This is a genomic window from Janibacter melonis (assembly GCF_020567375.1).
Lineage (GTDB): Bacteria > Actinomycetota > Actinomycetes > Actinomycetales > Dermatophilaceae > Marihabitans > Marihabitans melonis.
The window spans coordinates 761010-779669 of sequence record NZ_JAJBZM010000002.1; the positions used below are offsets into that span (position 1 = coordinate 761010).

The following is an 18660-nucleotide window of genomic DNA, read 5'->3' on the forward strand; positions in this document are numbered from 1 at the left end:
GACGGCACGCCTCTGACAGCGCGAAGGGGGTCGGCTCAGCGGACCCGGACGACCCGCACGTCGGAGCGCGGCAGCTCGGCCGGCCCGGCGCTCGCCGTGGCGACGGTGGCGTAGGTCGGGGTCGGCGAGTGCCCCAGCTGGACCACTCCGGCCGCGGAGGCCGGGACGGCCGCGGGGCCGACGACGGCCACGGCCGAGGCGGTGAGGACGGCTCCGGCGAGCCGGGCTGCGGTGTGGGCGGTGCGGTGGGCCATGACGATCTCCTCATCGGTCGGTCCGCCGGTGGTGGCGGCACGACCGACTCTGGGGCGGGGCCTTGTGGGTCGGCTGTGCGCTTCGTGTGACGCCGCGACGAGGTGCTCGCTAGCCTCACGTCATGACGACTCATCGAGTCCAGGCCCCCGTCATCGGCGAGGGCGAGAAGCCCACGGGCCCCGCTTCGTACTTCCCGGCGATCGAGCGGACGTACGACCGGCCGGTGCAGGACTGGCTCGACATGGCCGCCGACGCGCTCGAGACCCGCACTCACATGGAGGTCGTCGGCATGCTCAAGCAGGAGCACGGCCTCGGCCACGGGCATGCCAACGCCGTCGTCGCCTACGTCCGGGCCGCCCAGGACGGCTGACCGGCCGACCCAGCCGCGTCCTGTCCCAGGGGCGGGGCGGGTCCACCCGCTCACGCGGGCCCGCGTCCCCGCTCAGGCGGGGGCGTCGAGCCGCTCGAGCTGCTCCGGGGCGAGCTCGGCGCGCGCGGCGACGAGCGCCGACTCGAGCTGCTCCGCGGTGCTCACCCCGATGATGGGCCGCCACCCGCGCGCGAGCATCCACGTGAGGACGACCTGGCCGGCGTCGAGCCCGCTCTCGTCGGCGACCGCGTCGAGCACGGCGAGCCGGGCGGTCGTGCCCGGGTGGTCGTAGGCCTCGGGGAAGGGCCGCTCGGCGCGCCGCGTGTAGCTCGCCTGGACGAGCGGGCTGTAGACCCACAGCTCGGTGCCCGGGTGCGCGTCGAGGTAGGACAGGGTGTCGACCCCCACCCAGCCGTAGGGGTTGTCCTTGCCCGGCACGGCGGCACCGGGCCGGGGCGAGACGTAGGACGTGTGCAGCTGAAGCGCGTCGACCGGCTGCAGACCGGCGGCCGCCGCGACCGCACGCGCCCGCTCGACCTGCCACACGGGGAAGTTCGACATCCCCACCCGTCGGGCCGAGCCCTCGGCGACGACCTCGCCGAAGGTGCGCGCGACCTCCTCGACCGGGGTTCGCTCGTCGGGCACGTGGGCCCAGTAGACGTCGACGACGTCGGTGCGCAGCCGGCGCAGCGAGGCCTCGACCGCCGAGCGCACGTGGTCGCGCCCGAGCCCGACCGTCCGGCGGATCTCGCCGTCGAAGGGGTGGTCCGGCTCGGCCCCGACCTTCGTCGCCAGCTCGACCCGGGAGCGCATGCCGGGCCGTGAGGTGAGCCACTCGCCGACGCACTCCTCGGACTGCCCGCCGCGCCCGGACTCGCTCGTCCAGAAGGAGTAGGCGTCGGCGGTGTCGATCATCCCCCCGCCCGCGTCGACGAAGCGGTCCATGAGGTCGTGGGCCGTGCCCTGCTCCACCCGCGTGCCGAAGTACATGGTCCCGAGGACCAGCTGGTCGATGCTCATACCCGCACCGTAGAGGCCAGCGCCTAGGCTCGTCGCGTGACGACCCCGGCCGAGCAGGAGCCGCCGGCCCCCTCGCGGGACCGGGGCTGGGTCGTCCTCGTCGCCCTCACCGTCATCGGGCTCGTCCTCGCCGTCCTCGCGACCCGCAGCGCCGGTCCGGGCCAGGGAGCGCAGCCGGTCGCCTCGACGTCCTCGTCGTCGTCGTCCACCTCGGCGGCCGGCCCGCCGGCGGGCGGCCCGACGGCGACCTCGGGCCCGAAGGGGGAGGACGTCCCCCCGGCCACCGCGTCGCCCACCCCCTCCGACCCCCGGGTCGTCGAGAGCGGCAACGGCCGTCTCGCCCCCGTCTCGGTGAGCGGGGCGGACCCCGGCGGCGACGGGCGCGTCGTGCGGTGGAGCCTGCAGGCCGAGCAGGGCCTCGGCGTCGACCTCGACGAGCTCGCCCGGGTCGTGCGCAGCACGCTCGTCGACCGGCGCGGCTGGCGGGGCGCCGACGGCATCCGCTTCGTCCACGTGCCGGCCTGGCGGGTCGCCCGTGGCGAGCCGGTGCAGATCCGGATCACCCTGGCCAGCCCGCAGACCACCGACCGGCTGTGCGCCCCGCTGCAGACCCGCGGCGAGGTGTCGTGCTGGCAGGGCGGCAGGGTCGTGCTCAACAGCCGTCGCTGGCTCACCGGCGCGCCCGCCTACCAGGGTCGTCTGGCCGACTACCGCACCTATCTCGTCAACCACGAGGTCGGCCACGGCCTGGGCTACGGCCACGAGGAGTGCGCTGGTGCCGGCCGCCGCGCCCCGGTGATGATGCAGCAGACCCTCGGCGTCGGTCGCTGCTGGTCGTGGCCCTACCCCGTCGGCGACGGCTCCGTGCTGCGCTGAGCGGCTAGCCTGCCGCGATGGGGGTGCGGGAGAGGCTCGGCTTCGCCGTCGCCGTGGCCGGGCAGAACCTCGTCTACACCTTCCTCGGGCTCTACCTGCTCGTCTACCTCTACGACACGGTCGGGCTCTCCGAGCGCGCGGTCGTCGTGCTCACGGCGACCATCGCCGCGATCCGCGTCTGGGACGCCGTCGACGACCTCCTCGTCGGCCTCGTCGTCGACCGCACCCGGACCCGGTGGGGCACCTACCGGCCCTACGTGCTGCTCACCGCGCTCCCGGTCGCGCTGCTCACGTGGGCACTCTTCAGCGTGCCGGACATCGGCGAGGGTGCCCAGGTCGCCCTCGTCGCCGTCGTCTACCTGCTGTGGGGCATCGCCTACACGGCGTGCGACGTGCCGCTGTGGTCGCTCACCGCGGTCGTCGCGACCGACGACGAGAGCCGCAGCCGGCTCGTCGCGTGGGCCCGGGCGGCCGCGATGCTCGGTCTCGCGGTCGCGACCCTCGCAGGCGCCCCTCTCGCCCTCGCCCTGAGCGCCGGTCCCGAGGTCACCGCGCAGGGGTGGAGCCGGGCCGCGCTGCTCATCGCCCTCGTCGGCATGGGCCTGTACTCCCTCGCCTTCTTCGCGACGACCGAGAGGGTCGCGCAGGACCGGGCGCCGGTCCCCCTTCGCACCTCCGCCCGCCGCTATCTGCGCAACCGCCCGCTGCTCCTCGTCCTGCTCTCCGGGGTGCTCGGCTTCGGCCAGCTCGTCGTGCAGGTGGGCGGCGCGGTCGTCGCGAGCGTCGTCTTCGGCGGGGTCGAGGTCTTCACGACGCTCGGCGGGGCGCTCGTCGCCGGTGTCGTCGTCGGCGCCGCGCTCGCCCCCCGCGTGCTGCGGCGCTCGACCCGTCGACGCACCGCCCTGCTCGCCCTCGCGGCGATGTCGGCGACAGGCCTGGTCCTGCTCGCCGTCGGACCGGGCTCGCTGCCGCTCGTCGCCGCGCTCTTCGCGCTCGTCGGCCTGTGCAACGGCGTGCATGCCGTCACCCAGACCCTCCTCGTCGCCGACACCTCCGACCTCGCCGAGATCCGCACCGGCGAGCGGGTCGACGGCGCCTCCTTCGCCGGGCTGACCTTCGTCACGAAGCTCGGGGGAGCTCTGGCCACCCTCGTCTTCGGCGTCGCGGTGAGCGCCGTCGGCTACGCGAAGGGGGTCGAGGTGACCGCCTCGATGCGCGAGGAGCTGTGGCGCTGGCTCACGCTCGTCCCCGCCCTGAGCAGCGCCGCCGCGATGCTGCCCCTCCTGCGCTACGACGTGCCGGAGGCCGACCTGCCTCGGCTGCTGCGCGCACGGCGTGCGGCCGACGGCGCGACGGCCCGGCCGCACGGCGGCGAGGGGGAGCGCGCCAGCGGGTCCGCGGAGTACGGTCCGGGACTGTGAGCGAGATGCAGACCCAGACGGCGAGCGCCGACGCCCCGCTCGTCGAGCGCGTCGGAGCGGTGCTGCGCACCCTCGACGACCTCCAGGAGTACCTGAGCGGCGTCGTCCACACGGTGCGCGCGGCGATCCCCGGGTGCGACGCCGTCGGCGTGACCGTCGTGTGCGGGGAGCGACCCTTCACCGCCGCCTACACGACCGCCATGACCCTGCAGATCGACGCGGTGCAGTACTCGCTCGACGAGGGCCCGTGCCTCGAGGCCCACGACACGATGACCTCGGTGCGGGCCGACCTCGACGAGGCCGCCGAGCGCTGGCCGCGCTTCGTCGCCGCGATCGAGCCCACCCCGACCCGCGGGCTCGTCGCCTACCCGCTCCTCGTCGACGGCGAGTCCTACGGCGCGCTCAACCTCTACGCCTCGAGCGTGTCGGCCGTGGCGCACGCCGACGACTCCGTGCTGCGCGCGACGGCGGGGCGCATCGCCGAGGTCGTCGCCTCCGGCATCGCGCTGGCCGAGGCCACCGAGCTCGTCGGCCAGCTCGAGCAGGCCGTCGCCTCGCGGGCGGTCATCGAGCAGGCGAAGGGGATCCTCATGGGCCGCCACGGGGTCGACGAGGCACGGGCCTTCGACCTGCTGCGCGAGCAGTCGTCGCGCACGAACGTCAAGCTCCGCGAGATCGCCGCATCCGTCGTCGCCGCCACGAGCGGCCGGTCCTGACGCCGGTACATCCTTTCGGGTAGTCGCGCGAGGGCCCTCGTCCTTCGTATGCTCTCCCTGCCCTGAAGCCAACCGGGGATCGCGCGAGCGTCCCCGTCGGTCCTGCCCTCGGCACCCCCGGTCGGCCCTCGCGACGGTCCCGCGAAGGAGAGCCGCACCGGTGTCGATCACCTGGGAGTCGCGACGCGCCCGTCGCGCCGAGCCGACGCTGCTGTGGGTCGTCGACCCGAGCAGCCCGGTCACCCGCGCCGACCTCGGGGTCGTGCGCGACATCGCCCACGCCGTCCAGGGCCAGCTGCCCGTCGAGGTCGTCGTCACCGGCGAGGACGAGCGCGCCGCCGCGGCGAGCACCGCCGTCCTCGCCCTCCTCGCGACGAGCCCGGAGCACCCCGTGCGCGTCGTCGAGGACGTGTGCCGCGCGCACCTCGACGACGCCCTCGACCTCGCCGACCACGGCGTCGTCGCCCAGCTCGCCGACCGCCGCGGTCTCGACGCCGAGGCCGTGCGCGTCCTCGTCGGCTCGGACGCCGTCGCGGGCATGGCCGCCGAGGACCGCGACATCGCCCGCTGCCTCGGCGACCCGGCCGACCACGCCCTGTACTACCTCGCCGGCCGTGACATCCATCGACTCCCCGGTCCGGGCAGCTCGGCACGCGAGCTGTACGCAGCCCTGCGACAGGTGCACCCGGCGGGCTGACCCCCTTCGCCGCCCGCGGCTAGGGTGACGCCATGGCGCGCCCGCACACCGCCGCCCTCCTCGAGGACGCGTGGCACCGACAGCTCGCCGGCGTCATGCGCCGCCGCGGCTGGGGCACCCGGGTGCTCGCCTTCACCGGGTACGGGTCGACCTCGTCGGTGCGCATCCTCGGGCGCGTCCTCATGACCCGCCGCCCCTACGCGCCGGCGGCCGCCGACGCGGGCGCGACCTGGCTCGAGCTGCGCAACGCCGACGTCGAGCGACGCGGGTGGCGCGCCTTCTTCACCACCCCGGCGATCGGCGAGCCGGTCACCGTGCACGTCGGCGACCGCGAGGTGCGCGCCCGGGCCGACCGCTCGGGCCTGCTCGACCTCACCGTCACCGGGCACGGTCTCGAGCCGGGCTGGCACGAGGTGCGCCTGGAGTCGCCGCGGGCGGCCGAGACGACCGCCTCGGTCTTCGTCGTCGCGCCCGAGACGACGATGGGTCTCGTCAGCGACATCGACGACACGATCATCACGACGACGATGCCCCGGCCCTTCATCGCCGCGTACAACACCTTCTTCCGGCACGAGGGCTCGCGCCGACCGGTGCGCGGCATGGCGACGATGTACCGCTCGCTGCTCGAGGAGCACCCCGGTGCCCCGGTCGTCTACGTCTCGACGGGGGCGTGGAACGCCGTGCCCCAGCTCACCCGCTTCATGCGCCGCGGCGGCTTCCCGCCCGGGCCGCTGCTCATGACCGACTGGGGCCCGACGAACACCGGCTGGTTCCGCTCCGGGCAGGACCACAAGCGGGCCTGCCTGCACCGCCTGGCCCGGGACCTGCCGCAGGTGCGGTGGGTGCTCGTCGGCGACGACGGGCAGCACGACCCGAGCATCTACGGCGCCTTCGCCGAGCAGCGCCCCGACCGCGTCCGGGCGATCTGCATCCGGGTGCTCACCGCGACCGAGCAGATGCTCTCGCACTTCACCCCCGTGGCGACCGACGACTTCGAGCAGCACGTCGGCGTCGACCTGCCCGTCGTGCGCGCGCCCGACGGCTTCGCGATGGCGCCGGTGCTGCGACGCGCCATCGCCGCCGGCCAGGAGAGGACCGCTGATGCCTGAGCTGCCCGAGGTCACCGGCCTCGTCGACTTCCTCGCCCACCGCCTCGACGGCCTGGCCGTCGACAGCCTCGAGCTCGCCTCCATCACGGTGCTCAAGACCTACGACCCGCCGCCCCAGGCGCTCGCCGGGCTGCCGGTCGACGCCGTGCGACGGCACGGCAAGTTCGTCGACCTCGACTGCGACGGCACGCATCTCGTCTTCCACCTCGCGAAGGCGGGCTGGTTGCGCTGGTACGAGGAGGCGCCCGCGGCGACGGCCCGCCCGGGCAAGGGGCCGATCGCGCTGCGCGTGCGCTTCTCCGACGGGTCGGGCTTCGACCTCACCGAGGCCGGCACCCGCAAGTCGCTCGCCGCGTACGTCGTGAGCGACCCGGCCCAGGTGCCGGGTGTCGCCGCGCTCGGGCCCGACCCGATGACGACGGACTTCACCCGTGAGCGCTTCGGCGAGGTCGTCCGGGCGCAGAAGGGCCAGATCAAGGGCGTGCTGCGCGACCAGCGGGTCATCGCGGGCATCGGCAACGCCTACTCCGACGAGATCCTCCACGCGGCGCGGCTCTCCCCCTTCGCCCTCGTCTCCTCGCTCGACGACGACGACCTCGACCTGCTCTACGACGCGATGCGCCACGTCCTCGCCGAGGCCGTCGAGGCGGCGTCGGGCAAGCCGGCCGCCGAGCTCAAGGACGCGAAGCGGGCCGGGATGCGCGTGCACGGCCGGACCGGTGAGACCTGCCCGGTGTGCGGCGACGTCGTGCGCGAGGTGAGCTTCGCCGACCGCTCGCTGCAGTACTGCGCGACCTGCCAGACCGGCGGCAAGCCGCTCGCCGACCGCCGCAGCAGCAAGTTCCTCAAGTAGTCAGCAGCGCCTGCGCGAGCGCGCGGTCGCACACGAGCGCCTCGGGGAAGCCGGCGGCGACGGCGGCGCGCACGACCTGCGCCTTCTCCGCGCCCGCCGCGAGCAGGACGACGTGGGGGATGCGCTCGAGGTCGCGCAGCGAGAGGGTGACGAGCCGGTCGTAGGTCGCGCTCGCGACGGCGCGGCCCTGCGCGTCGAGGAGCACGCCGGCGACCTCGCCCACGACGCCCTGCCGGGCGGCCTGGCGCCGGGCGGTCGCCGAGATCGCGTCGTGGACCGTCGAGGAGCCCTCCTGCCAGGCCCCGGCGGCGACGAGCGCGTGGGTGACGCGGCGCAGCTGCGCGCGCGCCGCCCGGACCTCGGGCTGACGGGCGAAGGTCGCCGCGGCCTCGGCGTCCTCGGCGACGAAGGGGGCGAAGAAGAGCGTCGAGCGGCCCCCGCTCACCCGGGCGACGGCGCGCGCGATGGCGACCGCGCTCGTGTCGATCCCGGGCGACTGGTGGGCGCCGGTGAGCTGGACGACGTCGACGACCGGCAGGTCGTGGACCTGCTCGACCATGCGGGCGATGGTCCGCGACCACGGCAGCCCGAGCACGTCGCCGTCGGAGAGCAGCTGGGGGAGCAGGTCGGCCGCGGCGAGCGCGACGTCGCCGGTCGCGACGACCGCGCGCTGCAGGCCGAGCTCGGAGCGCAGCCGCTCGGAGAGCTCGAGGTCGACGCACGAGTCGTCGTCGATCTGGATGCGCACGATCCCGTGCTGCCGGGCGAGCTCGATGAGCCGGGCGACCTTGAAGCGCGAGACCCCGAGCGCCTCGGCGATGTCGGTCTTGCTGCGGTCCTCGAGGTAGTGCATCCGGGCAGCGGCGACGCACGAGGCCCGCTCCGCGGGGCTCAGCGGCTCCAGCGCGCTCCCGGTTGACACGGATGCACGGTACTCCAATACTCATCTGAGCACCACGGCTGCTCAGATGAGCGTCCCGCGCTCGACGGAGAGCGCCACGAGGGGCCATCGGGCCGGACCCGCCACGACGGAGGACTGACGTGTCGCACAAGAGATCTCGGACGATCGGGGCCACGCTCTCGGTCCTCCTCGTCGGTGGCTGCACCGCCGGATGGGGAGGTGGGGCCGGCGAGGGCGGGCAGGACAGCATCAACGTCCTCATGGTCAACAACCCCCAGATGGTCGACCTGCAGAACCTCACCGAGGAGTACTTCACCAAGGAGACGGGGATCAAGGTCAACTACACCGTCCTGCCGGAGAACGACGTCCGCGGCAAGATCAGCCAGGAGTTCTCCAGCCAGGCCGGGCAGTACGACGTCGCCTCGCTGAGCAACTTCGAGGTGCCGATCTACGCCAAGGCCGGGTGGATCGCCCCGCTCGACGAGTACATCGACGCCGACCCCGACTTCGACCAGGACGACATCCTCGAGTCGATGGCGACGTCGTTGTCCTCCGACGGGTCGATCTACGCCGAGCCCTTCTACGGCGAGAGCTCCTTCCTCATGTACCGCAAGGACGTGCTCTCCAAGCACGGGGTGTCGATGCCGGCCAACCCCACGTGGGACGAGGTCGCCGAGGCGGCCGCGGCGGTCGACGACAAGGAGCCGGGCATGGACGGCATCTGCCTGCGCGGCCTGCCCGGGTGGGGCCAGGTCTTCGCCCCCCTGACGACCGTCGTCAACACCTACGGCGGCACGTGGTTCGAGGAGGACTGGACGGCGAAGGTCAACTCCCCGGAGTTCACCGCGGCCGTGCAGTTCTACGTGGACCTCGTGCGCGATCACGGGCAGACCGGCGCCGCGCAGTCCGGCTTCGCCGAGTGCCTCAACAGCCTCGTCCAGGGGCAGACCGCGATGTGGTACGACGCCACCTCCGCCGCCGGCTCGATCGAGGCCGAGGACTCGCCGAACAAGGGCAAGTTCGGCTACGCCGCCGCGCCGGTCAAGGAGACGAAGAGCTCGGGCTGGCTCTACACGTGGGCCTGGTCGATGCAGTCGGCGAGCACGCGCAAGGACGCCGCCTGGGAGTTCATCTCCTGGGCGAGCAGCAAGGAGTTCGAGGAGACGGTCGGCACGGAGATCGGCTGGGCCAACGTGCCCTCCGGCAAGCGCCGCTCGACCTACGAGAACAAGGACTACCTCAAGGTCGCGGGAGCCTTCGCCGAGCCGACGCTCAAGGCGATCGAGTCCGCCGACCCGGAGAACCCCGGGCTCCAGCCGCGGCCCGCGCCGGGCATCCAGTTCGTCGACATCCCCGAGTTCCCGATCCTCGGGACCCAGGTGAGCCAGGAGATCAGCTCGGCGATCGCCGGCAAGCAGACGGTGCCCGAGGCTCTCGCCAACGGGCAGGTCCTCGCGGAGGACGTCAGCACGAAGTACCAGAGACGCGAGGAGGGGCAGTGAGCGCGACGACGCAGCAGCGCCGGGTGGACCGTGAGGGACCCGCCACGGACGACAGGCGGCTCGACAAGGCCGGTCGGTGGGCACGGCGGGCCCCGCTGCTGCCCGCGCTGATCTTCACGATCATCCTCACCCAGCTCCCCTTCGTGGTGGCCCTGGGGATCTCCTTCATGAACTGGAACTCCTACTACCCCGACGACCGCGGCTTCGCCGGGGTGCAGAACTTCGTCGACATCTTCACCGACACCAACGCGCGCAACGCGGTCGTCGTGACGATCATCCTCACGGCGAGCGTCGTCATCCTCAGCCTGCTGCTCGGCCTGGGCATCGCGCTGCTGCTCGACCGGCCCTTCCGGGGTCGCGGCTTCGTGCGCACAATGATGATCACGCCCTTCCTCGTCGTGCCGGTCGCGGCCGCGCTGCTGTGGAAGCACGCGCTCTACAACCCCGAGTACGGCCTGCTCAACGGCATGCTGACGACGATCTTCGGCGACGACGCACCGCAGCCGGACTGGATCACGAACAACCCGCTCATCTCGATCATCGTCGCGCTCGTGTGGCAGTGGACGCCCTTCATGATGCTCATCCTGCTGGCCGGGCTGCAGAGCCGACCGCTCGACGTCGTCGAGGCGGCGCGCATCGACGGCGCGAGCTCGTGGCAGATCTTCACGAACATGACGCTGCCCCACCTGCGCCGCTACATCGAGCTCGCCGGGCTGCTCGGCGCGATCTACGTCGTGCAGAACTTCGACCACGTCTTCACGATCACCGGCGGCGGGCTCGGCACCGCGAACCTGCCGTACTACATCTACGAGACCTTCTACATCGGGCAGGACTACGGCCGGGCGTCGGCCGCCGGCGTCATCACCGTCATCGGCACGCTCATCGTCGCCTCGCTCGCCCTGCGCACGGCCCTGTCGATCTTCCAGGAGGACAAGTGAGCACCGCGACCGCCACCCCCGGAGCACGGACGAAGAAGCAGCGGAGCGGGCCCAGCCGCAAGGGCGTCCTGCTGAGCGTCGCCGCCTGGGTCATCGCCCTGCTCTTCGTCGCCCCCGTGCTGTGGATGATCCTCACGTCCTTCCACAGCGAGGCCGACGCGGCGACGAACCCGCCGAGCTTCTTCGCGCCGATCTCGACGGAGGGCTACCAGACCTTCCTCGACGCGGGGCCGTGGCCGCCGCTGCTCAACTCGATGACGGCGAGCGTCGTGAGCACGGTCCTGTGCATCGTCCTCGCGCTGCCGGCCGCGTACGCGCTGTCGATCAAGCCGGTGGAGAAGTGGACCGACGTCCTCTTCTTCTTCCTCTCGACGAAGATGCTGCCGATCGTCGCGGCGATCATGCCCATCTACCTCTTCGCCAGCAAGCTGCAGGTGCTCGACAACATCTGGGCGCTGACGATCCTCTACACGGCGATGAACCTGCCGATCGCGGTGTGGATGCTGCGCTCCTTCCTCGCGGAGGTACCGGTGGAGATGCTCGAGGCCGCGCAGATCGACGGCGCCGGGCTGATCCGGACGCTCACGCGGATCATCGCGCCCGTCGTCATGCCGGGCATCGCCGCCGCCTCGCTCATCTGCTTCATCTTCAGCTGGAACGAGCTGCTCCTCGCCCGGGTGCTCACGAGCACGGTCGCCCAGACTGCCCCGGTCTTCCTCACCGGCTTCGTCACGAGCCAGGGCCTCTTCCTCGCCAAGGTGTGCGCCGCCTCCTTCGTCGTCTCGCTGCCGGTGCTCATCGCCGGCTTCGCCGCGCAGGACAAGCTCGTCCAGGGCCTGTCGATGGGTGCGGTGCGCTGATGGCGGTGGCTCTCACGCAGTCCGCACTGCCGCAGCTGGACCGGGTCTCGGTGCCGACGTACGACCGGTCCGCGCTGCGGACCGGGGTGGTGCACGTCGGGATCGGCGGCTTCCACCGGGCGCACCTCGCGATGTACCTCGACCGGCTGCTCGAAGGGGGAGTCACCGGCGCGCAGGAGTGGGCGGTCACCGGTGTCGGCCTGCTCGACCACGACCGCCGGGTCGTCGAGACCCTCACCGCGCAGGACGGCCTGTACACGCTCGTCGTCAAGCACCCGGACGGGCAGCTCGAGGGGAGGGTGGTCGGCTCGATCCGTGAGGCGCTGCTCGCCCCCGACGACCCCGAGGCGGTCCTCGACCGGCTCACCGCGCCGACGACCCGCGTGGTCTCGCTGACGATCACCGAGGGCGGCTACCTCATCAACCAGGTGACCGGCCGCTTCGACCCGGCGCACCCGAGCCTGGCCTCCGACCTCGCTGGCGACGGCCCGCCGCGCACCGCCTTCGGGTACCTCGTCGAGGCCCTGCGCCGACGACGTGACGCCGGCACCGCGCCCTTCACCGTCATGTCGTGCGACAACCTGCCCGGCAACGGCGACGTCGCCCGGCACGCCGTGACGACCTTCGCCGCCCAGCGCGACCCCGAGCTCGCCGGCTGGATCGAGGAGGAGGTCGCCTTCCCCAACGCGATGGTCGACCGGATCACCCCGGTGACCACCGACGAGGACCGCGCGACGGTGCGCGAGCAGCTCGGCGTCGACGACGGCTGGCCCGTCGTGTGCGAGCCCTTCACCCAGTGGGTGCTCGAGGACCACTTCGTCGACGGGCGACCGCCGGTCGAGGAGGTCGGCGCCCAGCTCGTCGACGACGTCGAGCCCTACGAGCTGATGAAGCTGCGGCTGCTCAACGCCAGCCACCAGGCGCTGTGCTACCTCGGCTACCTCGCCGGGCACCGGTACGCGCACGAGGTGTGCAGCGACGAGGACTTCGTCACCTTCCTCCAGGGGTACATGCGCGACGAGGGCCGCCCGACCCTGCCGGAGGTGCCCGGGGTCGACCTGCAGGAGTACTCCGACACGCTCGTCGAGCGCTTCGCCAACCCGCAGATCCGCGACACCCTCGCCCGGCTGTGCGCGGAGTCCTCCGACCGGATCCCGAAGTGGCTGCTCCCCGTCGTCCGGCACAACCTCGAGCACGGCGGCGAGATCTCGCGCAGCGCGCTCGTCGTCGCCGCCTGGGCCCGGTACGCCGAGGGTGTCGACGAGCAGGGTCAGCCGATCGAGGTCGTCGACCACCGCCGCGACCGCGTGCTCGCGGCGGCCCAGGCCCAGCTCGGAGACGACCCGCTCGCCTTCCTGCGCGACGACGAGCTCTTCGGCGACCTCGCGCAGGACGAGCGCTTCACGTCGGTCTACCTCAAGCACCTCGAGGTCCTCCACCGCGACGGCGCCCGCGAGGCGGTCCGCCGCGTCAACACCCAGCAGTGACGGTCGGGGTGCGAGGGGGAGGGCTGGCTGGTCGAGGTGCGAGCGCCAGCGAGCCTCGAGACCACCCGCCCTTCGCTGGTCGAGGTGCGAGCGTCAGCGAGCCTCGAGACCACCTGCCGCCGCCGCTCCGCCGCAGCAGGGCCCGCGGAGCCTTGGTCCTCCCTTCGCCTCGGGCGCTGCGCGCCCTCGGCTCCGGTCCGGTCCGCTTGATGCTCCGCGAACCCTCCCGCCCCTGCGCTCACATTCGCCCTCTTCGCTGGTCGAGGTGCGAGTCGCCCGCCAGGGCGCGAGCCTCGAGACCACCGACCCCCAGGACCACTCCCCACCCGCCGAGCACGAGAGCATGACTGAGATGAGCACCACGACGATCCCGACGAGCATGCCCGGCGTGCGTCTGCCCGGGGACTCCACCGTCGAGCACGTGACCCTGCCCGTCCCCGAGCCGGGGCCGGGCCAGGTCCTGCTCCGGATGCGGGCGTCCTCGATCTGCGGCAGCGACATCCGAGCGATCTACCGCGAGCACCTCGGGCACGGTGCCGAGGCCTACCAGGGTGTCGTCGGTGGCCACGAGCCGTGCGGCGACGTCGCCCTCCTCGGGCCGGGCGTCGTCGACCTCGCCGTCGGCGACCGCGTCGTCGTCTACCACATCGCCGGCTGCCAGCGCTGCGACGAGTGCCGCCGCGGGTACCCCATCGGGTGCACCTCCGCGCAGCGCGCCGCCCACGGGTGGCAGCGCGACGGGGGCCACGCCGACTACATGCTCGCCGACGCCGTCTCGTGCCTGCCGCTGCCGGACTCGCTCACCCACGTCGACGGCGCGCTCGTCTCGTGCGGCTTCGGCACCGCCTACGAGGGCCTGCTGCGCGGCCGGGTGAGCGGTCGCGACCGGTTGCTCGTCACCGGGCTCGGACCGGTCGGCCTCGCCGCGGCGATGCTCGGTCGCCACCTCGGCGCGACGACCGTCATCGGCTCCGACCCCTCTCCAGAGCGGGCCGCCCTCGCCCTCGAGCTCGGTCTGGTCGACGCGGCGATCACCGATGCGAGCACCCTCGACGACGTCGTCGCCGAGCACACGGGCGACCATGGCGTCGAGGTGAGCATCGACTGCTCCGGCCACCCCGACGCCCGGCACGCCGCCCTGCGCAGCACGGCGGTGCGGGGACGCTGCGTCTTCGTCGGCGAGGGCGGCACGGTCGACTTCGCCGTCTCCGACCTCATGATCCACAAGCAGCTCGAGGTCCACGGCTCGTGGGTGACCTCTCTGCACCACATGGCCGAGCTGCTCACTCTGCTCGACCGATGGGGCGAGCACCCCGAGCGGGTGGTCACCGACCGACTGCCGCTCGCGCACGCCGACCGGGCCTACGAGCTCGCCGCGGCTGGCGCCGCCGGCAAGGTCGTCATCACGTGGGACGAGCGATGAGCGCCGCGGCGGCCGCGGTGCCGACGACGATGCGCGCGGCGGTGCTGCGAGGTGTCGGCGACATCGCCGTCGAGGAGCGACGCGTGCCCGCCCCCGGGCTCGGCGAGGTGCTCGTCGAGATCGCCGCCGTCGGGGTGTGCGGCTCCGACACCCACTACCTCCTGCACGGGCGCATCGGCCCGCACGTCGTGCGCGAGCCCCTCGTCCTCGGCCACGAGGCGAGCGGTCGCGTCGTCGCGGTGGGCGAAGGGGTGGACCCGGCCCGCGTCGGCGAGCGCGTCTCCCTCGAGCCGGGCGTGCCCTGCGGCACCTGTCCCACCTGCCGGTCGGGCCGCTACAACCTCTGCCCGCAGATGGTCTTCCACGCCACCCCGCCCGTCGACGGCTCGATGCAGCAGCACGTCGCGATCCACGCCTCGATGGCCCACCCGGTGCCGGACGAGGTGAGCGACGTCGCCGCGGCGATGCTCGAACCGCTGTCGGTCGGCATCTGGGCCTGCCGCCGGGCCGAGGTCGCCCTCGGCGACCGGGTGCTCGTCACCGGCGCGGGGCCGGTCGGGCTGCTCGCCGCCCAGGTCGCCCGTGCGTCCGGTGCCGACGTCGTCGTCAGCGACGTCGCCCCCCAGCGCCGGGCCGTCGCCACGGCGCTCGGCCTGAGGGTCCACGACCCCGCCGAGGAGACCGCGGGCGCGGGTCCCGGCCCGGTCGAGGTGCTCCTCGAGTGCTCCGGTCACCCCTCGGCCGTCGCCTCCGGGCTCGAGGCGCTTGCGCCCGCCGGCCGCGCCGTGCTCGTCGGCATGGGCGGCGACGAGGTGAGCGTGCCGCTCTCGATCCTGCAGGACCGCGAGGTGAGCGTCACCGGCACCTTCCGCTACGCCGGGACGTGGCCCACCGCCATCGCGCTCGCGGCATCCGGCGCCGTCGTCCTCGACACGCTGCCGGTGCGCACCTTCGCCCTCGACGACGCCGCGGCCGCGCTCACCGCGGGTCGCGACGACCCCGGCCTCGTCAAGGCGCTCGTCGTGCCGGGGCAGGCCCGCACGTCGCCCGACGCCCCGTCGCCCGACGCCCCGTCGCCCGGCACCTCGTCGACCAGGCCCGGGCAGCCCCCTTCGCCCGGCACCCCTTCGCCCGACACCTCGACGTCCAGGCCCGGGCAGCCCCCTTCGCCCGGCTCCCGCACCACCCCCGACACGGAGGACCGCTCGTGACCCGTCTCGTCGCCGGGGTCGACTCCTCGACCCAGTCCACGAAGGTCGTCGTCTGCGACGCCGCGACCGGTGAGGTCGTGCGGCAGGGCCGCGCCGCCCACCCCGACGGCACCGAGGTCGACCCGATGCGCTGGTGGGACGCGTGGTGCGAGGCGACCCGCGGCGGGCTGCTCGACGGCGTCGAGGCCATCGCCGTCGGCGGCCAGCAGCACGGCATGGTCGCGACCGACGAGTCCGGCGAGGTCGTGCGCGACGCCCTGCTGTGGAACGACACCCGCTCCGCGCCCCAGGCCCGCGCCCTCGTCGAGGAGCTCGGCGGCCCGCAGGTTTGGGTGGACAGCGCCGGGTCGGTGCCGACGGCGAGCTTCACCGTGACGAAGCTGCGGTGGCTGGCCGAGCACGAGCCCGAGCACGCCGCGCGCACCGCCCGGGTCGAGCTGCCGCACGACTGGCTCACCGGCCGGATGCTCGACGGCGGCGAGCCGGTCGCCCCCGCGGTCACCGACCGCGGCGAGGCATCCGGCACCGGCTACTACTCGCCCGCGAGGGACGAGTACCTGCCCGACCTCCTGCGCCGCTCGCTCGGCCACGTGCCCGAGCTGCCGCGCGTGCTCGGACCGGGCGAGGCCGCGGGTCGCACCCCCGACGGCCTCCTCGTCGGCGCGGGCACCGGCGACAACATGGCCGCCGGCCTCGGCCTCGGACTCCAGCCCGGTGACGTCGTCGTCTCGCTCGGCACGAGCGGCACGGTCTTCGCGCGGCACGACCGTGCGGTCGCCGACCCGAGCGGCGACATCGCCGGCTTCGCCGACGCCGAAGGGGGCTTCCTGCCCCTCGTGTGCACCCTCAACGCCGCCCGCGTCCTCGTCGCGACGGCGCAGCTGCTCGGCGTCGACCTCGCCGAGCTGGCCGAGCTGGCCGGCCGGGCCGAGCCGGGGTCGGGCGGGCTGACGCTCCTGCCCTTCCTCGACGGCGAGCGCACCCCGAACCTCCCGACCGCCACCGGCACGCTCGGTGGTCTGACCCGGGCGGCGATGACCCGCGAGGGCATGGCCCGGGCCGCGCACGAGGGGATGCTGTGCAACCTCGCCGAGGGGGTCGACCGCATCCGTGAGGCGGGCATCGAGGCGCGACGCGTGCTGCTCATCGGCGGTGCCTCGGCCTCACCGCTCGTCCCGCAGATCACCGCCGACCTCATCGGCCTGCCCGTCGTCGTCCCGGTGGCGGGGGAGTACGTCGCCCTCGGGGCTGCGCGTCAGGCCGCGTGGGTCCTCGACGGGGGAGAGGCGCCGCCGACGTGGTCGGTGCGTCACGACGTGACCCGCGAGCCGATTGGCGCTGCCGCGCAGGCGCACGCCGAGGTCCGCGCGCGCTACACCGAGCTGCTCCGCACGCGGCACCCCGAGCTCGGCGAGGTCGCGGCGGGGGCCCAGGCCCTCTAGCCGCCTCAGCGGCTGCTCAACCCAGCGGTTCAGCGGCTGCTCGGCTGGGCGGCCCAGACGTGTCGGCGGCTCAGACGGCCGCGGCTCAGACGTACCGGCGGGCGATCGACCGGGCCTGCTCGACGTAGCCCCCGCCGAAGAGGACGGCGTGGAGCATCACCGGGTGCAGCTGGTGCAGCGGCACGCGCTCCTGCCACCCGTCGGCGAGAGGTGCCGCCTCGTCGTACGCCGCGACGATGCGCGCGACGTGCGGTCCGCGGAAGAGCATGAGCATCGCGAGGTCGCTCTCACGGTGGCCGCCGTGGGCGGCGGGGTCGACGAGCACCCCGCCGGAGCGGGTCCACATGACGTTGCCCGCCCACAGGTCGCCGTGCAGGCGCGCGGGCGCGTCGTCGGTGTCGTGCTCGCCGGTCGCCAGCCGCGCGGCGACCGCCTCGAAGAGGGTGCGGTCGCCGTCGGTGTCGAAGGTGCCCTGGTTGCGACCGAGCCGGTACGTGTGGAGCACCCGCTGCTCGCCGTAGAACTCGCCCCACGTCGCGGTCTCCTGCAGCGGCAGGGGCAGCGGTCGGATCGACGGTCCGAGGAACCCGTGGGTCGTCCATCGGGCGGGCGGAGAGCCGAAGGCCGGCGCCCCGGCTGCGTGCGTCGCGGCGAGCGCGGCGCCGAAGGCGTCGGCCTGGAAGTTCGTCGGCGGCACCGGCGAGAGCCGCTCGAGGTCGAGGTGGCCGGTCTGCACGTCGTGCACGCGGACCACCCGCGCGCCGCCGCCCTCCTCGGCCTCCTCGAGCCAGAGCAGGCCGCTGGCCTCCCAGGCCGTGTAGCCGGCGGGCGCCTCGCCGGCGTCCTTGCGGAAGATCTCAGGGTCCTCGGTGCTCACCGGACCAGCCTACGAAGGGGGAGCGCGCCCCCGGTCAGCTGTCGTGCCGGTGGTAGAGCGAGGTCATCTTGCCGTCGGGGTCGATCCGGCCGAGGATCGCGTCGGTGATCTCGCCGAGCTGGGTCATCTGCTCCTCGGTGAGGGCGTCGACGACGTACTCGCGCACGGCGCGGACGTGACCGGGGGCGGCGGCCTCGACCGCGCGCACGCCGTCGTCGGTGAGCGAGGCGTTCGTCGCCCGGCCGTCGCTGGGGCAGCGGCTGCGCTCGACGAGCCCGCGGTCCTCGAGACGCTTCACGACGTGGCTGAGGCGGGGCAGGGTCGAGTTCGTCTGCGCGGCCAGCGCGGTCATCCGCAACGTGCGGTCGGTCGCCTCCGAGAGCATCGCGAGGACCTGGTACTCGAAGCTCGTCATCGCGCTCTCGCGGCGCATCTGCGCGTCGAGCGCGGCGGGGAGCAGCTCCATGACCGCCACCGTGCGGACCCACGTGGCCAGCTGCGGGGTGCTGAGCCAGGGAGTCGTCATGAGTGGAGTCTACGCAAAAGTTGTCTTGTCAACAAACGGCGAGGGCGGCGTGGCTGGTCGGTCGCGGCCACCCGCCGGCAGACGTGGGGCCCCCCCCCCCCCCCCGCCGGGCGGGGGGGGGGGGGGGGGGGCCCCCCCCCGGCCCCCCCCGGCGGCGGGGCAGGGGGGGCGGGGGT

19 protein-coding genes are annotated in these 18660 nt (G+C 73.7%); 14 read left to right on the forward strand and 5 right to left on the reverse strand.

Annotated features, from left to right (window positions below; genetic code table 11):
• Positions 1–35: 35 nt before the first annotated feature.
• Positions 36–254, reverse strand: coding sequence for a hypothetical protein (locus LIV55_RS09780; protein ID WP_229300055.1), 219 nt, complete (start codon positions 252–254; stop codon positions 36–38).
• A 122-nt stretch (positions 255–376) separates the two neighbouring features.
• Between LIV55_RS09780 and LIV55_RS09785 the strand changes: the two genes are divergently transcribed.
• Complete coding sequence (locus LIV55_RS09785; protein WP_123093160.1) at positions 377–625, forward strand: DUF4287 domain-containing protein; 249 nt, start codon at positions 377–379, stop codon at positions 623–625.
• A gap of 72 nt (positions 626–697) precedes the next feature.
• Here the strand turns inward: LIV55_RS09785 and LIV55_RS09790 are convergent, their stop codons facing one another.
• Positions 698–1645 carry an aldo/keto reductase gene (locus LIV55_RS09790; RefSeq protein WP_229300056.1) on the reverse strand — a complete coding sequence of 316 codons (948 nt, stop codon included), beginning with the start codon at positions 1643–1645 and terminating at the stop codon, positions 698–700.
• 36 nt (positions 1646–1681) lie between these two features.
• Between LIV55_RS09790 and LIV55_RS09795 the strand changes: the two genes are divergently transcribed.
• From LIV55_RS09795 to LIV55_RS09820, 6 genes are all read left to right on the forward strand, one after another.
• Positions 1682–2521, forward strand: a complete 840-nt coding sequence (locus LIV55_RS09795) for a DUF3152 domain-containing protein (RefSeq protein WP_229300057.1) — start codon at positions 1682–1684, stop codon at positions 2519–2521.
• A 17-nt stretch (positions 2522–2538) separates the two neighbouring features.
• Positions 2539–3942 (forward strand): MFS transporter, encoded by a 1404-nt coding sequence (locus LIV55_RS09800; protein WP_229300058.1) that lies wholly within the window; start codon positions 2539–2541, stop codon positions 3940–3942.
• Positions 3943–3947: 5 nt separating this feature from the next.
• Complete coding sequence (locus LIV55_RS09805) at positions 3948–4658, forward strand: GAF and ANTAR domain-containing protein (protein WP_229300370.1); 711 nt, start codon at positions 3948–3950, stop codon at positions 4656–4658.
• A gap of 160 nt (positions 4659–4818) precedes the next feature.
• Entirely contained in the window at positions 4819–5355 is a 537-nt protein-coding gene (locus LIV55_RS09810) for a thioredoxin domain-containing protein (RefSeq protein ID WP_191564659.1), read from the forward strand.
• A gap of 32 nt (positions 5356–5387) precedes the next feature.
• A complete protein-coding gene (locus LIV55_RS09815; protein WP_123093154.1) occupies positions 5388–6464 on the forward strand; it encodes an App1 family protein phosphatidate phosphatase in 1077 nt (358 codons plus the stop codon).
• Positions 6457–7317, forward strand: coding sequence for a DNA-formamidopyrimidine glycosylase family protein (locus tag LIV55_RS09820; protein ID WP_229300059.1), 861 nt, complete (start codon positions 6457–6459; stop codon positions 7315–7317). Before LIV55_RS09815 ends, LIV55_RS09820 begins: the two co-directional genes overlap by 8 nt.
• On the opposite strand, the gene LIV55_RS09825 is transcribed toward LIV55_RS09820, so the two are convergent.
• Positions 7310–8239, reverse strand: coding sequence for a sugar-binding transcriptional regulator (locus LIV55_RS09825; protein ID WP_229300060.1), 930 nt, complete (start codon positions 8237–8239; stop codon positions 7310–7312). The two genes, LIV55_RS09820 and LIV55_RS09825, sit on opposite strands and share 8 nt — an antisense overlap.
• Positions 8240–8358: 119 nt before the next feature.
• On the opposite strand from LIV55_RS09825, the gene LIV55_RS09830 reads away from it, so the two are divergent.
• The 7 genes from LIV55_RS09830 to xylB all read left to right on the forward strand — a co-directional run bounded on the left by LIV55_RS09830 (position 8359) and on the right by xylB (position 17081).
• Positions 8359–9720, forward strand: a complete 1362-nt coding sequence (locus LIV55_RS09830) for an ABC transporter substrate-binding protein (protein ID WP_372456515.1) — start codon at positions 8359–8361, stop codon at positions 9718–9720.
• Complete coding sequence (locus LIV55_RS09835) at positions 9717–10658, forward strand: carbohydrate ABC transporter permease (RefSeq protein ID WP_229300061.1); 942 nt, start codon at positions 9717–9719, stop codon at positions 10656–10658. Before LIV55_RS09830 ends, LIV55_RS09835 begins: the two co-directional genes overlap by 4 nt.
• Positions 10655–11518: a carbohydrate ABC transporter permease gene (locus tag LIV55_RS09840; RefSeq protein WP_229300062.1), complete on the forward strand. Its 864-nt coding sequence runs from the start codon at positions 10655–10657 to the stop codon at positions 11516–11518. Before LIV55_RS09835 ends, LIV55_RS09840 begins: the two co-directional genes overlap by 4 nt.
• Entirely contained in the window at positions 11518–13005 is a 1488-nt protein-coding gene (locus LIV55_RS09845; RefSeq protein WP_229300063.1) for a mannitol dehydrogenase family protein, read from the forward strand. Before LIV55_RS09840 ends, LIV55_RS09845 begins: the two co-directional genes overlap by 1 nt.
• 352 nt (positions 13006–13357) lie before the next feature.
• Positions 13358–14428: a zinc-dependent alcohol dehydrogenase family protein gene (locus tag LIV55_RS09850; RefSeq protein WP_229300064.1), complete on the forward strand. Its 1071-nt coding sequence runs from the start codon at positions 13358–13360 to the stop codon at positions 14426–14428.
• On the forward strand, positions 14425–15639 hold the full coding sequence (locus LIV55_RS09855) for an alcohol dehydrogenase catalytic domain-containing protein (RefSeq protein WP_308012905.1): 1215 nt from the start codon (positions 14425–14427) through the stop codon (positions 15637–15639). Before LIV55_RS09850 ends, LIV55_RS09855 begins: the two co-directional genes overlap by 4 nt.
• Positions 15636–17081: a xylulokinase gene (gene xylB, locus LIV55_RS09860; RefSeq protein ID WP_229300065.1), complete on the forward strand. Its 1446-nt coding sequence runs from the start codon at positions 15636–15638 to the stop codon at positions 17079–17081. The genes LIV55_RS09855 and xylB overlap by 4 nt, the downstream gene beginning before the upstream one ends.
• An 85-nt stretch (positions 17082–17166) precedes the next feature.
• Here xylB and LIV55_RS09865 read toward each other — a convergent pair whose 3' ends face one another.
• Complete coding sequence (locus LIV55_RS09865) at positions 17167–17958, reverse strand: fructosamine kinase family protein (protein WP_229300066.1); 792 nt, start codon at positions 17956–17958, stop codon at positions 17167–17169.
• A 34-nt stretch (positions 17959–17992) separates the two neighbouring features.
• Positions 17993–18484, reverse strand: coding sequence for a MarR family winged helix-turn-helix transcriptional regulator (locus tag LIV55_RS09870; protein WP_068271185.1), 492 nt, complete (start codon positions 18482–18484; stop codon positions 17993–17995).
• Positions 18485–18660: the final 176 nt, after the last annotated feature.